The sequence below is a fragment of the Acinetobacter sp. SCLZS86 genome, assembly GCF_021560715.1.
Lineage (GTDB): Bacteria > Pseudomonadota > Gammaproteobacteria > Pseudomonadales > Moraxellaceae > Acinetobacter > Acinetobacter towneri_A.
This window is the reverse complement of the sequence record NZ_CP090864.1, coordinates 1,452,181-1,466,435: the sequence shown is the minus strand read 5'-3', so window position 1 is coordinate 1,466,435 and position 14,255 is coordinate 1,452,181. Positions and strand designations below refer to the sequence as shown.

Here is a 14,255-nt window from a genome sequence, read left to right as displayed (position 1 = left end):
GCTTCACGGCGGGTTTTCTTTCAAATCGTTAAGAGCGCGTTTATGGATTCGCTTGTATTTTTTTCAGATAATGCTGCAGCATCGGCTTGGTCAATTCACCCATGTGATGATCGACCAATTCTCCTTGTGCATTAAAAAACAAAGTACTTGGCAAACCGAACATATTGAAGTGTTGTCCTAAACGAGCTGCAGGGTCTAATAACACGTGTTCAAACTGAAATCGATGTTTCTGTAAATAGGCTTGAATCTCTGCTGCAAATTCGCCTTGATTGGCAAATACAAAATTGACCTCAGGGAAATCTTGCTGTGCTTGTTGCATAACAGGCATTTCACGATGACAAACTGGACACCAAGTCGCCCAGAGATTAATCACCGTGGGCTGCCCTGAAAATTGAGCTAAATCTTGAGGTTGTTGCGCTAGGTTGTGCAATACTAGATTGGGATAGGCATGCTGCGTCTGCAAAGGTTGGATAAGACTCCAACCTACAACTTGTACTGTAATAAAGAGCGCAACTGCCCATGCCAGAACAACACGTTGAATAGCGCGATTTTTCCAGACAAACCACGCCACACCTGCCATAACTGCGGCAATCAGATGAAAGCCTTTGTCCTGAATTTTTAAAATATCAATCGGGTTGGCAAAGTACAGCTCATAATGCTGCAACACAAAAACTGCCCGCCCAACTAAAGCACCAATCCACAGCGCATTCCATAATGCATCCTGATAACCTGTCCAAGTCTGTGCATTCCATGTATAACGACGCTGAAAAAATTTACCCATTGCAAAGACGACAATCAGTCCTAGCAATAAAAACACCAATGGCCATGGAATCATCAACATGCCTAACTGCAAGACTGCGGATTGAATCATGGCGCAGCCTCTTGCAGTTGATGAATATTTTGAATCAATTGCGCTGCGTTATAAGCACCTGTTAGACGCAATTCACGTTGTTCCCGTTGTGGATCTGCCAAAAATAACAACGTTGGCGGCCCTAAAATCTGCCATTTTTTCAATAAGGCATCTTGTGAAGGATGCTGTTCGGTTAAGTCGAGTTTAATCCGCACCACATGCTTTAAAGCATCTTGCACATCGGTACGAGGAATCACATCACGCTCAATCGGCTGACACGCCACACACCAATCGGCATAGACATCAATCACAATCTTTTGATGAGCATGTGCGGCCAAAGCTGCATTCAACTCTTGTTCTGTGCGTACTTTGATCCATGGCTGTAATTGGTCTGCTTGTACCTGCGCATTGACACTGGCAATACTCTGATTGACATGCCAAATTCCACTACTGGCGATTACTGCCGCCAAAGCCAATAACGAAAAACGCTGTGGACGATGTAACACGTGGCGCAAAATTGCGATTAAATATGCAGCGAAGGCAAATAACACCACGGCAAAAGCAACATAGTACCAAGTCACAGAAAATAGCGGACGAGCAAAATACAAAGCCATTGCCAACATGATAAAACCAAAGCTAAATTTTAGCCGTTCCATCCACAAACCTGGCTTTGGCAAATATTTCGTGCCAAACACGCTGGCAATAAGTAAAGGAATTCCCATACCTAAACCGAGCAGGAACAAATATAAACCACCCAATGCTGCTTGATCCAAATGTGAGACGTACAGCAATGCTCCCGCTAAAGGCGCACTCATACATGGCCCGACAATCAGTGCAGAAATCACCCCCATAACGCCCGCACCCAATAAAGTACCGCCTTTTTGATATTGCTGAATACGATCTAAACGCTGTAACACTGCTTGTGGTAATGAGAACTGATACAGTCCAAACAGGTTTAAAGCAAAGAGCACAAACAACATAGCAAAAACTGCAATCACTACGGGATTTTGGAACCAACGCTGTACGCTATAACCAATGTGTGACGCAACAACGCCCATCAAGCCATAGACTAGCGCCATACTGACGATAAAGGTGATCGCAATTGCTGCCGCTTTATAGCCTGTGTTGCGCTGCACCAAAATGCCAGAAAGAATTGGAATCAGCGGCAATGAACACGGTAAAAAAGCCAGTAATACCCCAAAACCTAAAAAGATAAACGCATTCAGTAACAACCCTTGCCCAGACAATAAATTCAGGAAAAATTGATCATTGTTCCATTGCTGATTCAGACTCGTACTACTGGCTGTTTCCGTATTGCTTGAATTGGCTGATGCAGCGAATGTATTGTCTGTCAACGCCGTATCTGTATTTTCAATCTCTAAGGAATTTGCTAAATCAACGTTTTCTACTGGTTCAGGGGTAAGTTTAGGATCAGCTTGTGTTACAGCAACCGCATTTTCAGCAAGCTGTGCTTTGTTTTCTAGCGTTTGCTGTTCAAGTTTGAGTTCTTTTGTCGTTACAGTATTTGCAGTTGTCGTAACTTGTTTTTGTGTACTAGAACCATTGGCTTGATGCTTATCTGCATCATTTAAGTTAGTGTTTAAAGCAGCCTGATTATTCTGATTGAGTTGCTGAAGTAAATTACCTTTGCCCGCACTTAAATTATGCTGTGGCAATAAACCATCGGCATCGGTTTGAATCGTTTTACGCTGTACGGGATAACACAAACCATCTTCAGCGCAGCCTTGCCAAGTAATTTGATATTGCTGATTAGGCTTCACCTGAATCTGTGTTGTCACTTGCCCATAATGCACACGTGTCAGCCCGAAAGTCGGATCATCTTTTTCCTGCCCTGCAGGCAATTTAAAAGCAAGCGGCTTTTGAGCCTGACTGACTTTGAATTGATCGTGATATAAATAGTAATGCGGTACGACATCCCATTTCAGTTCAACCGTTTGTTCAGACAATGACGTCGCCTGAAACTTAAAAGCTTGATCGGACGCTAAAAATTCATTGGCAGCATTGACCCACACCGCACACAGACTCAACACAAAATAAGCAATGACGCGAATAAAAATCATGTATTTATACTAAAAATTAAAAAACTGACTGTATTATCGGTAAGTGTAGATTAAGAGAACATTAATAAAGATTTTTCTTTGTAAACTTGAGCATTGTAGGTGCCTAATCTAAATTTGTGGCGTGATCGAGATGTGTCATATATTGGGCTGACTGTGGTATAGGAGCAAATATGTTCGTCGTTTTGGTGGAAGATGATCCTTATATTGCCCAAAGTATTGTGGCAGCACTCGAATTTTTAAGTATTTCAGTCGAACACGTGAATAACGCGCGCGATGCCGATTACTTCATACGTCATAGTGCGGTAGATCTGTGCCTGCTCGATTTAGGTCTGCCTGACCAAGATGGTTTACAGTTACTCGAAAACTGGCGTAAAGATGCCATTCATATTCCAGTATTGGTATTAACCGCGCGGAATCATACTCAAGACTGCGTACAGGCGCTCAACTTAGGAGCAGATGACTACCTAACTAAACCTTTTGAATTAAATGAACTGATTGCCCGTGTATATGCATTAAGCCGCCGTCATCGTGGTTATTCATCGAACCAACTGCAAAGTGGTCAGTTACACATGAACCTCGATACACAAGAAGTCAGTTGGCATTCACAAAACATTCAGCTTTCACGCCGTGAATATAGCCTATTGGAAACCTTTTTACGGCATCCGAACCAAATCTTAAAAAATGAAGAACTGATAGATAAAGTGTATGGCTTTCAAGACAGTATCGAAAGCAATGCCTTAAATGTGCATATCTACCATTTACGGCATAAAATCCACCCCGATTTTATTCAAACGGTGCGTGGTGTCGGCTACATCTTTAAACCTGAGCTGCTGACATGAAAAACTACAGTCTGAAATGGCGTTTGGTATCGACCATCAGTTGTGCATTTATTTTGCTGTGGGTGATTGTCTTTGCATGGCTCTACCATGACTTGGAACAACGCTTACAAAATACGCTGGATGAACGACTTTCTACCTCAGCCCGTATGGTCGCCCGCCTGATTCAGCAACTGCCCCTAGAACAACTCACAGAAAGTTTGCATGCCGAATCAGAAAATGCCTTGCTACATAGTTTAATTGCTTGTGAAGTCTCTATTTTCCGTGCCGATGTTTCATTACCACAGCATGTGATTGCACGCACTCAAGGCGCACCGAAAAATTTAAAAAACCAACAAGTCGGTTTCAGCACATGGACAGAAAATGGACTGCAATGGCGTAGTTATGTACTGCGTGAAGGTGAAGTTCAGGTGGTGGTGGCTGAAAAAATTCAGTTACGGCAAAACCTACTTAAACAAATTTTACAGTCGGTACTGATTCCTTTACTGCTTACTTTGATTATTTGTATTTTGCTAATTTTGTGGATTATCCGTCTGGAGTTTTTACCGCTCGATCACATCACCCGCCACTTAATTCAGAAAAAACAATCTTTAGATGAAGCTTCTCGTTATTTAATTGAACTGAGATCACAAAAAATTCCTAAAGAAATTCAGCCTTTTGTCGATAACTTATTGATGCTGATTGAACGCCTACACAAAAGTCTGGAACACGAAAAAAACTTTAGTGCTTTTGCTGCGCATGAACTGCGCACGCCGTTAACGGCTATTAAAACGCATGTGCAACTGAGCCAATTGATGTTGAATCAAACCGCATCTGCCCAAGATACAGCCAAAGTCATCGACAATTTAAAACACGCAGAACGCAGCATCCAACGTTATCAACAACTTTTGGAACAACTGTTATTGCTCAGTCAAACTGAAGCAGGTATTCAAGCGGCACATAGCCATGCAGATATGCGTAGCGTATTAGAAACAGTCTTGTCGGAACTGACTGTGGAATATCCCAATCTATCAGCGAAATTACAGATTGATTGGGCGAGTTTGGTAGCACAACACATTAATATTCCAGCGCCTGCGTTGCACATGGTACTGAAAAACTTGATTCAAAATGCTTATTTGCATGCAGAGGATGCGCCAAACATTCAAATTTATATGCAAGACCTGCAATTGATCATTGCAGACCAAGGCAAAAGCCTGAATGAAGATGATTTTACCATTCTGACTCAGCGTTTTTGGCGTAAATCTGCGCATAAACAAGGCTATGGCTTAGGTCTAACTCTAGTCAAAGTATTATTAGAGCAATATGGCTACCTACTTCAATTTCAGGCTAACCAACCGCAAGGTTTAAAAGTGATTGTCAGTTTTGATGCAGCACCTTCTGCAACAGAGAAACAACAGACTGACTAAGCTTTTGCGAGCGTTATTCGCAATTCAGGCGAGATTCAAAACAAGATCACATAACTTTTGCCAATACCGAACATAGGGTTCAACTTTACAATAACGATATTTTTAAGAGGTTTTTTGAAATAAAAGGTCAATGCGTTCTAAAATTTTATCCATGATGTAAATGCTGCGGGCTATTGAGCAGAAGAACATTGGCTAGAAAAAATAGCTGAAACTTTCATCACCTTTTTTGTTCAATTCCACTTCATATTTTTAAATGAGGTAGATATCCATGCAGATCGTGCTAATGCTAGGTCTTGTGATCAACTTACAACTTAATTGAAGCGTATATAAAACCAACTGCGCCACACTCAAAATCTAATACACAGCGCAAGTACCCATGACAGCCTAAAATATAGATAAATACATCAATCAAAATATTCAACTTAAACTTATGTTTTATTTAAATAAAGTCAGATTTTTAAAATATCTTGTTGTTGCTATAAGCTTTCTATCGAATCCACTTCCGCTTGAACAATGATTATAAAACATATCAACTGATCTACTGCGGTTTATGTGGTCATCTACTTTGCATGAACTGAAAAAAATGGAGAAAGCATTTTTTATAAACGGCAATGAAATATCATGCTATAAAGAAATATGAAATTGATGTTGATTGTTTTCTGGCTTAGGCATTCCGAATCAAACGTCCTTAAGTTAGTCGCTTGCTCTGTCGTTACAGAAAACAAATGAATAGATTTGGTCAGTTGTTTTAGAATATAAATATCGGCAAAAAAAACTAAAAATGTAATTTTTTAACATTGCGAATTCCCTGCAAAGTTTTCATTATAGAGCCTCATTTTGGCACACGCTTTCTACGTCAAATTAAACAAATTACAAAAAAAATGTGGAATTTTATGCCATAATTAGCAAACTTTGCAGACATCTTGCAAAGTATTATTGCAATTATTTATTGGAGCAAGCGGAATGAGTTCGACCATTTTGGTTATTCATGGACCGAATCTAAATTTGCTAGGAAAGCGTGAACCCGAAGTTTATGGTTACCTCACTCTTGAGGATATAAATCAACAGCTCATTTCACAAGCACAAAAAGCATCAATTTCTATGGATACTTTTCAAAGTAATTGGGAAGGCGCAATTGTAGACCGAATTCATCAAGCTGCGTTAGATGGCACACAATATATCATTATTAACCCTGCTGCATTGACACATACCTCTGTTGCTGTACGTGACGCTTTGTTAGGGGTCGCTATTCCATTTATTGAAGTCCATTTGTCGAATGTGCATGCACGTGAGGCGTTTAGACATCATTCATATTTATCAGACAAAGCCGTTGGTGTAATTTGCGGTTTAGGTGCAAAAGGCTATGCCGTAGCACTCGACTTTGTTCTTGAAAAAATTCAATCTACTACACAATCTTAAACTAGGGATACTGTCCATGGATATTCGTAAAATCAAGAAACTCATCGATTTGATGATTGAATCTGACTTACAAGCGATTGAAGTTAAAGAAGGCGATCAGTCGATTGCATTAACTCGTCGAAATCCAGTAGTGGCGGCAGCAGTTCCTGCAATGCCTACACCTTCTGCAGAAGTACCATCTGCACCTAAATCTTCACCACGTGGTGCAGTTGAAACTTCTCCAATGGTTGGCGTGTTCTATGCAGCACCAAGCCCAGGTGAAGCACCATTCATTAAAGTGGGTCAAACTGTTTCTGCTGGTGAAACGCTTGGTATTATCGAAGCAATGAAAATCATGAACCCAATTGAAGCAACTCAAAGTGGGGTGATTGAAGAAATTCTAGTTAAAAATGGCGAAGTGATTCAATTTGGTCAACCACTCTTCCGTTACCGCGCTTAAGACCTCGGGGATTCACAATGTTGCAAAAAGTTTTAATTGCAAACCGTGGTGAGATTGCCCTGCGCATCACCCGAGCTTGCAAAACTTTAGGGATCAAAACCGTGGGTATCTACTCAGATGCCGATAAAGACCTGATGCACTTACGCTTTTGTGATGAAGCCGTATGTATTGGTCCGGGTGCGAGCAGCGAAAGTTACCTAAATATTCCTGCAATTATTACTGCAGCAGAAATTACAGGTGCAGATGCCATTCACCCTGGTTATGGTTTCCTTGCTGAAAATGCCGAATTTGCTGAAATTGTAGAAAGTTCGGGTTTCATTTTCATTGGTCCACGCCCTGAGCATATTCGCTTAATGGGTAACAAAGTTTCTGCAATTACTGCAATGCGTAAAGCTGGCGTACCGACTGTACCAGGTTCAGCACATGCCGTTACACCACACAATGCTTTAGCTGAAGCCAAAGAAATTGGTTTCCCGCTCATCGTAAAAGCTGCGGCGGGTGGTGGTGGTCGTGGTATGCGTATTGTAGAACGCGTAGACACCTTGCTTGAATCGGTTCAGGCGGCTCAACGTGATGCAGAAATGTGGTTTGGTGATGACACGGTCTATATGGAACGTTTCTTACAAAAGCCACGCCACGTAGAAGTGCAAGTATTGGCTGATGGTAACGGTCACGCAATTCACCTATATGACCGCGACTGTTCTTTACAACGCCGTCACCAAAAAGTACTTGAAGAAGCGCCAGCGCCTAACTTACCAGAGCAAGCGCGTGCCGATATTTTAGAAGCGTGTGTTAATGCATGTAAGTTAATGCAATACCGTGGTGCAGGTACTTTCGAATTCTTATTTGAAGATGATGAATACTTCTTTATTGAAATGAATACACGTGTTCAAGTTGAGCACCCTGTAACTGAAATGGTGACAGGTATTGATATCATTGAACAACAATTGCGTATTGCTGCAGGTCTAGGTTTAGACATTGAGCAAGATCAGGTTGAAATTCGTGGTCACGCAATCGAATGTCGTATTAACGCAGAAGACCCAATCACTTTCTTACCTTCACCGGGTAAAATTGAACACTTCTATGCCCCAGGTGGTGCAGGTGTTCGTGTAGATTCACACATCTACCAAGGTTATAGCATTCCGCCGTATTACGACTCAATGATTGCTAAACTGATTGTGCATGGTAAAGATCGTGAAACCAGTATTGCGCGCATGCGTCAAGCCTTGGATGAAACCATCTTAACAGGAATTAAAACCAATATTCCTTTGCACAAAGACTTGATTCTGCAAGATAAAAACTTCTGCAAACAAGTGATGGATATTCACTATCTTGAAAAGCATTTGCTGAAGCAACTTGCTGGCAATGAAGAAGAAAAAGCATAAGCAATTTAAGTTTGCTCATGTTTAAAATGAAGAGCTGATGATTCAACATCAGCTCTTTTTTATTGCTAAAGATAAAAGCTAAACCATTAATCTATGCAGATCAGTACGAATAAAAATCAATACTCCAAATGTAGTATTGGCTTAAAAATTGATTCAAAAAATCGGGATCATTTTAGATCATTGAGTACTACAAACTGCGCGACAAGATTAATCTAGAAACTCCGTCATTAATGCCAATACTTCTGCGGTTTTTTCAGCATGTAACCAATGCCCTGCATGCGCGACAGTTTCAACTTTCGCATGCGGGAACTGTGCTTGAATGGCAGCATAATGCTCAGGCTTCTCAATATAAGGCGAATTACCACCACGAATAAATAAAGTATCGACATCACTATGCACAGTCTGCCATGACAAAATTTCTGCATAATGTTCATGTAACGCATTTAAGTTAAATAGCCATTGCCCTTTGCTAAATGACTTCATTAAAAATTGCACGACCATTTCTTCATGAAGATGCTCACGCATAATTTCCATCGCCGCTTGGCGGCCTTCAACTTGTGCATCTTGCACAGCAAACAAAGCGGTAAAAATTTGATCGTGACGATTTTCAGGATAAGCAAAAGGACAAATGTCCAATAAAACCAATTGTTGTAAACGCTCTGCTGCTAGAGGTGCTAAAGTCATTGCAACCTTGCCCCCCATTGAATGCCCAACTACAGAAAAATGTTCAATATTCAAACTATTCAGCGTTTCTAAAACATCGTGTGCCATTACTGCATAATTCATGTCATCACGGTGTGCAGACTTACCATGATTGCGTACATCTAATTGAATTACGGTACGCTGTTCTTGAAATGCACGTGCGAGCATGCCTAAATTACTCAAACTACCAAATAAACCATGAATAAAAACCAAAGGTGGCAACGTAGATTCAGGCTGATTTTGCGTGATTTGATAATTTAACAACATAAAATAAACTCTAAACTTGAATACAAATGATTGATCTATTTAATGAGTTTTGAGTTTATAAATCAAATTTTATATGTGCTTTTTATAGTGAAACCTATAATATTGCTTAGGCTATTTGTATAAACCTAAGCAATAACATACAAGATGAGCTTTTCTTAAAATTTTATTTAAAGTAATTCAAAGGCAACTTCAAATAACGAATGCCGTTGGCCTCAGGTTGTGGAAACTTACCTGCATCCATATTGATTTGAATAGATGGCAAAATCAATTTAGGCATCGTTAAAGTGGCATCACGCTGGGTTCGCATCTCAATGAATTCAGCTTTGCTTACCCCTGTATGAATGTGAATATTCTGCTCTTTTTGAGTTTTGAGCAGTGTTTCATGTTCATATTGTTCACGTGATTCTGGTAAATAGTCATGGCATAAAAACACACGCGTTTCTTCAGGCAATGCATATAGTGTTTGCACAGAATCAAACAATTGCCCTGCACTGCCTTTCGGGAAATCACAACGTGCCGTACCATAATCAGGCATAAACAAAGTATCACCTACAAATACAGCATCACCGATCACATAGCTTAAACAAGCAGGCGTATGTCCTGGTGTAGGGATGTTATAGGCTTGTAATTCACCAATTGTAAAAGCTTCATGATCGTCAAACAGATAATCAAACGATTGATGTGAATTGAAATATTTAATATCCAAGTTATAGATGGCACTAAATGTTTCTTGCACAATCGAGATTTTATGGCTCATGGCAATTTTACCACCCAACTGCTCTTTTAAATATTGAGAAGCTGTCAGGTGATCGGCATGCACATGCGTTTCTAAAATCCATTCAACCGTTAATTCATTTTTTTGGATGTAAGCAATGATTTCATCGGCATGAATTGTTGAAGTAGTCGCAGATGCAGGGTCATAATCCAACACGCTGTCAATAATGGCACATTGACGCGTTACAGGATCACTTACCACATAACTGAATGTATTAGTATTTTCATCAAAAAAATGCTGAATATCTGCGTGCATCTTATGCTCCTGCAACCTTACGATGAATGAGAATCCCCACCAACATTGCAACAATGAAATAGATTGCTTGATAATAACCTAAACCAATCAAGGTTAGACTTGGCGCTGGACAAATTCCTGCAACGCCCCAACCGATACCAAAAATAAAACTACCTGTGATCAGTTTAGAGTCAATTTGAGTTTGTTTAGGCAAATCAATTGGTTCATTTAAAATGGTTTTTGGTTCAGCTTGGCGCATAATTCTTTGGAATGGAATAAAGGCAACCGCAATTGCACCCATCATAACAAATGCCAGACTTGCATCCCATGTACCGAAAAGATCGAGGAAGTTTAAAACTTTTTCAGGATTCGACATACCAGAAAGAATCAATCCAACTGAAAAAATACCACCAAAAATAAAGGCTAAGAAATTTTTCATTTAGAATGCTCCTGTGATATGGCGGATAACATAAACGGTAATAAAGCCAGCTAACATAAAGGTAGCTGTTGCTGCAATGGAGCGCTTAGATAAACGACTCATGCCACAAATACCATGTCCACTGGTACAACCCGAACCCAAACGAGTACCGAAACCAACCAACAATCCCGCCACAATCATCATCAATGGGCTTGCATTCAATTCAACTTTAGGTAGAGCCACAATGCCGTAGAAAAAAGGCACAATGAAAATACCTAACACAAACCACAATGCAGGCGTTTTGAACAGCGTTTGCGGATTTAATACTTGAGCCAGTAAACCACTAATGCCTGCAATACGACCATGAACATATAAATAGCCCACGACTGCAAGACCAAGCAATCCACCACCGATTAATGCCAGCAGATAATCATGCATTTTGAACACCCAAAACAATATATGTTTTTATAATATATTATTGTAATTATTATTCAACTATTCTCTTGTAAGTTTTGTAAACTTCATCTGACTATTCGTCTATGTTTGCGATGTGAGAGAGATTTCGCAAGTTTTTGGCTGATATTAAGTCATAAGGCAGAAAATTTAGTCATTCTAAATGACTGCCTCATAACGTAATAAAGATATATCAAAATAGACAGCAACGACAAAAGTTGAGGGCATTAGACTCATTTGTGAGCAAGCGCAATAAGTTCTTTTTTATGCCGACGAATTACACGTTTAGCAGCATCTAACATAATGCGATTGGTAGTCTCATCATCACCAAAGTCAATAGGTTTAGCTGGACACATTGGACGAGCTTTTCGATCTTCGATTGTGTAGTCTTTAAGACGCTTACCCATACTGCACCTCTCAGAATTTCTTAACTTTCACTAATATAACATAAAATTTAGTTTGTTAAAAAATCATCAATACGAGTTTTTAATTACCCTATTTATTGCTTAAAGATAACTTTTTTTGTTATTAAATGGTCGCTTGGAACAAGAATCACTGAGATGAAACGAATAGGAATAGTTGCTACATTCATACAAGAACAAGCATCTGTGTGCTTTGGACTCAAAACAATATAAAGTTCAACATATCATGCATCTACGATATCGACAAAACTGGCATTTAAAACTTTTGCCAAATCGCTTGGCGCTAAACCAATATCCAATCCACGCTTCCCTCCACTCACATACATAGTTGTAAGCTGTTGAGCGGATGCATCAATCACCGTTTTCAGTTGTTTCTTCTGCCCGATTGGACTTATGCCCCCAACCAAATAACCTGTCAAACGTTCAGCATCTTTAGGATCAGCCATGTGTACTTTTTTACACAGAAAAGCAGCCGCAACTTTTTTTAGATTTAATTGGTGATGGACAGGTAATATCGCGACAAAATAATGTTTATCATCACGGACCAATAATGTTTTAAATACTTCTTTGACATCTAAGCCTAACTTTTCCGCAGCTTCCAAACCAAAACTTTTAGCATTATGATCATGTTCATATTCATGTATAGAAAATTGAATTTTCTTGGCTTTTAAAAGTTTAGCTGCTGGTGTCATTGAAAAAATACTGAAAAAAACGATGCTCAAATTATACACTTGATTAAGATTAAAAGTGAATTTGCTTAGGCCATTTTTAAATATAAAAGTAACTATCGAAAAAATAGCCTAAAATAATTAACTTGGTTTACGTGAATTCTCGACCAACACGTTGGCTAAGCGCTGTGCATGCGCAATCACGCGATCCAACCAACGCTGCGCTGCTAACAATTCTAAACCTGTCGCAGCATTGAGTTGATTCACAGCAGTATACTGCAACACTTTTTCACGGTTTTCGGCACGTTGATCTTCTGTCCATTTTTTCAAATTAGACAGTTCAGTATGTAGACTTAGTACGTGTTTATACACATCAAAATCATCCACTTCTTTTAAATGTTCATCGAGAATTTGCACAAAATCTAAACCAACTTGGTAAATTGCGGGTTGGGTGCGTATTTCTTTAGCCAACGTAATATTTTCCAAATCACTTCGTAAAACACGTAAATAAACCATCAAACGAAGCATCGCCATTAAACGCTGTTGATCGGCTTCATTTTCTGAAATCGACATTTCTTCCAAATAGCGTTGGACTTGAATGAGTACTTCATCTAGCTGTAATAAACGTACTTTTGAAGGTAATCTTCCCTCTTGGATAGCCAGTTTTAGCATCACCAAAACGTCATACAAACTATGGTAAATCACCTTTGATGCAGCATGAATAGCCAAGGCGGGCACAGATAAACTCGCTTGATCGAGATAACATAAAACCGATTGAGTTTGATCTGGGATAATTTTCATAATCAGTTTTTCGAACTGACGGATAAAAGGCAAAATAATCAAAGTACCAGAAATACTGAATGCTGTATGGAATGCAGCAACAATCACCACATTGTCCCAGGTTACCATAAGACGTTGATTCTGTGTTAGCTCAAGAAATAGCGGTTTTAAAATAATAAAAGCAAAAATGGCTGAAATGATATTAAAAAACACATGAACCGCTGCAGTACGTTTGGCATTCGCAGTTGAACCAATCGCAGCAATAATTGCTGTTGCTACCGTACCAACATTCTGTCCAATCACTAAACCTAAGGCTTGTTGCAAATCAATCGCACCACTTGCCAATGCTGCTAAGGTCGCGGTAATTGCAGCACTTGAAGATTGCAACAGAATAGTCATGATAATACCGACCAAAACCAAACTGAGTTGCGCAATCAGAGATCGACTTGAAAATACTGATAAATCGACACGTTCTGCAAAACCTGACATGGCAACTTGCAACATATCAATACCAAGAAAAATCAGGCTAAAACCTGCCAGTGTCATCCCAAATAATGCAACTCGCCCCTGACTAAATAATTTGAGCATTGCACCCAAACCCAGCAAAGGTAATGCAAAACTGGTGATGGAAAATTTAACACCTAAAAATGCCACCATCCAACCCGTACTGGTTGTGCCAATATTCGCGCCAATAATGACACCAATTGCCTGAGCAAAAGTAAGAATCCCCGCACTAACAAAACCAATCGTGGCTAAAGTTGTTGCCATAGAAGACTGTACAATTAAAGTTAAACCGATGCCTGAAAGCACAGCTTTAATGGGTGAACCTGTGAACTTAGACAACCAAATACGCAAGGTTTCCCCTGCCATATCTTTTAAGCTGTCCGTCATCATGGTCATACCAATCAAAAATAGGCCAATACCACCACATAATTGTACAAAGACTTCTAACACACTTACTCCCTGTGCAATAAGCAATTTTCAAAGTGCTAAAAAGCAGATATTGTACGTACTTTTATCTTAGAATTGCAGTTTATTTCTTCTTTTCCAAAAGTTTATATAAAATAAAAAACTTGTCATCAATTTGACACATTATTAAACCTAAGGATAGATCCGACAC

The 14,255-nt window shown here is 39.6% G+C and carries 14 protein-coding genes; 5 read left to right on the top strand and 9 right to left on the bottom strand.

The window, feature by feature from the left end; translation table 11 throughout:
• Positions 1-40: 40 nt before the first annotated feature.
• Both LZP46_RS06995 and dsbD read right to left on the bottom strand, forming a co-directional pair.
• Positions 41-871 (bottom strand): TlpA disulfide reductase family protein, encoded by an 831-nt coding sequence (locus LZP46_RS06995; RefSeq protein WP_104851946.1) that lies wholly within the window; start codon positions 869-871, stop codon positions 41-43.
• Positions 868-2,931: a protein-disulfide reductase DsbD gene (gene dsbD / locus LZP46_RS06990; RefSeq protein ID WP_236095112.1), complete on the bottom strand. Its 2,064-nt coding sequence runs from the start codon at positions 2,929-2,931 to the stop codon at positions 868-870. The genes LZP46_RS06995 and dsbD overlap by 4 nt, the downstream gene beginning before the upstream one ends.
• 170 nt (positions 2,932-3,101) lie before the next feature.
• Between dsbD and LZP46_RS06985 the strand changes: the two genes are divergently transcribed.
• The 5 genes from LZP46_RS06985 (at position 3,102) to accC (ending at position 8,416) form a co-directional block, all read left to right on the top strand.
• Entirely contained in the window at positions 3,102-3,770 is a 669-nt protein-coding gene (locus LZP46_RS06985; protein WP_104851944.1) for a response regulator transcription factor, read from the top strand.
• On the top strand, positions 3,767-5,173 hold the full coding sequence (locus LZP46_RS06980; RefSeq protein WP_104851943.1) for a sensor histidine kinase: 1,407 nt from the start codon (positions 3,767-3,769) through the stop codon (positions 5,171-5,173). Before LZP46_RS06985 ends, LZP46_RS06980 begins: the two co-directional genes overlap by 4 nt.
• A gap of 963 nt (positions 5,174-6,136) precedes the next feature.
• Complete coding sequence (gene aroQ / locus LZP46_RS06975; RefSeq protein ID WP_236095111.1) at positions 6,137-6,592, top strand: type II 3-dehydroquinate dehydratase; 456 nt, start codon at positions 6,137-6,139, stop codon at positions 6,590-6,592.
• Positions 6,593-6,608: 16 nt separating this feature from the next.
• A complete protein-coding gene (gene accB / locus LZP46_RS06970) occupies positions 6,609-7,031 on the top strand; it encodes an acetyl-CoA carboxylase biotin carboxyl carrier protein (RefSeq protein WP_070154208.1) in 423 nt (140 codons plus the stop codon).
• A gap of 17 nt (positions 7,032-7,048) precedes the next feature.
• Positions 7,049-8,416, top strand: a complete 1,368-nt coding sequence (gene accC / locus LZP46_RS06965; protein ID WP_236095110.1) for an acetyl-CoA carboxylase biotin carboxylase subunit — start codon at positions 7,049-7,051, stop codon at positions 8,414-8,416.
• A gap of 207 nt (positions 8,417-8,623) precedes the next feature.
• Here accC and LZP46_RS06960 read toward each other — a convergent pair whose 3' ends face one another.
• From LZP46_RS06960 to LZP46_RS06930, 7 genes are all read right to left on the bottom strand, one after another.
• Complete coding sequence (locus LZP46_RS06960; RefSeq protein WP_236095109.1) at positions 8,624-9,385, bottom strand: alpha/beta fold hydrolase; 762 nt, start codon at positions 9,383-9,385, stop codon at positions 8,624-8,626.
• Between the two features lie 163 nt (positions 9,386-9,548).
• Positions 9,549-10,415 (bottom strand): MBL fold metallo-hydrolase, encoded by an 867-nt coding sequence (locus LZP46_RS06955; RefSeq protein ID WP_236095108.1) that lies wholly within the window; start codon positions 10,413-10,415, stop codon positions 9,549-9,551.
• A gap of 1 nt (position 10,416) precedes the next feature.
• Positions 10,417-10,833, bottom strand: a complete 417-nt coding sequence (locus LZP46_RS06950; protein WP_236095107.1) for a DUF6691 family protein — start codon at positions 10,831-10,833, stop codon at positions 10,417-10,419.
• Entirely contained in the window at positions 10,834-11,250 is a 417-nt protein-coding gene (locus LZP46_RS06945; RefSeq protein ID WP_236095106.1) for a YeeE/YedE family protein, read from the bottom strand.
• A gap of 248 nt (positions 11,251-11,498) precedes the next feature.
• Positions 11,499-11,672: a hypothetical protein gene (locus tag LZP46_RS06940; protein WP_004973856.1), complete on the bottom strand. Its 174-nt coding sequence runs from the start codon at positions 11,670-11,672 to the stop codon at positions 11,499-11,501.
• Between the two features lie 239 nt (positions 11,673-11,911).
• Positions 11,912-12,379, bottom strand: coding sequence for a Cys-tRNA(Pro) deacylase (gene ybaK / locus LZP46_RS06935; RefSeq protein ID WP_236095105.1), 468 nt, complete (start codon positions 12,377-12,379; stop codon positions 11,912-11,914).
• 117 nt (positions 12,380-12,496) lie between these two features.
• Entirely contained in the window at positions 12,497-14,089 is a 1,593-nt protein-coding gene (locus tag LZP46_RS06930; protein ID WP_236095104.1) for a Na/Pi cotransporter family protein, read from the bottom strand.
• Positions 14,090-14,255 lie beyond the last annotated feature (166 nt).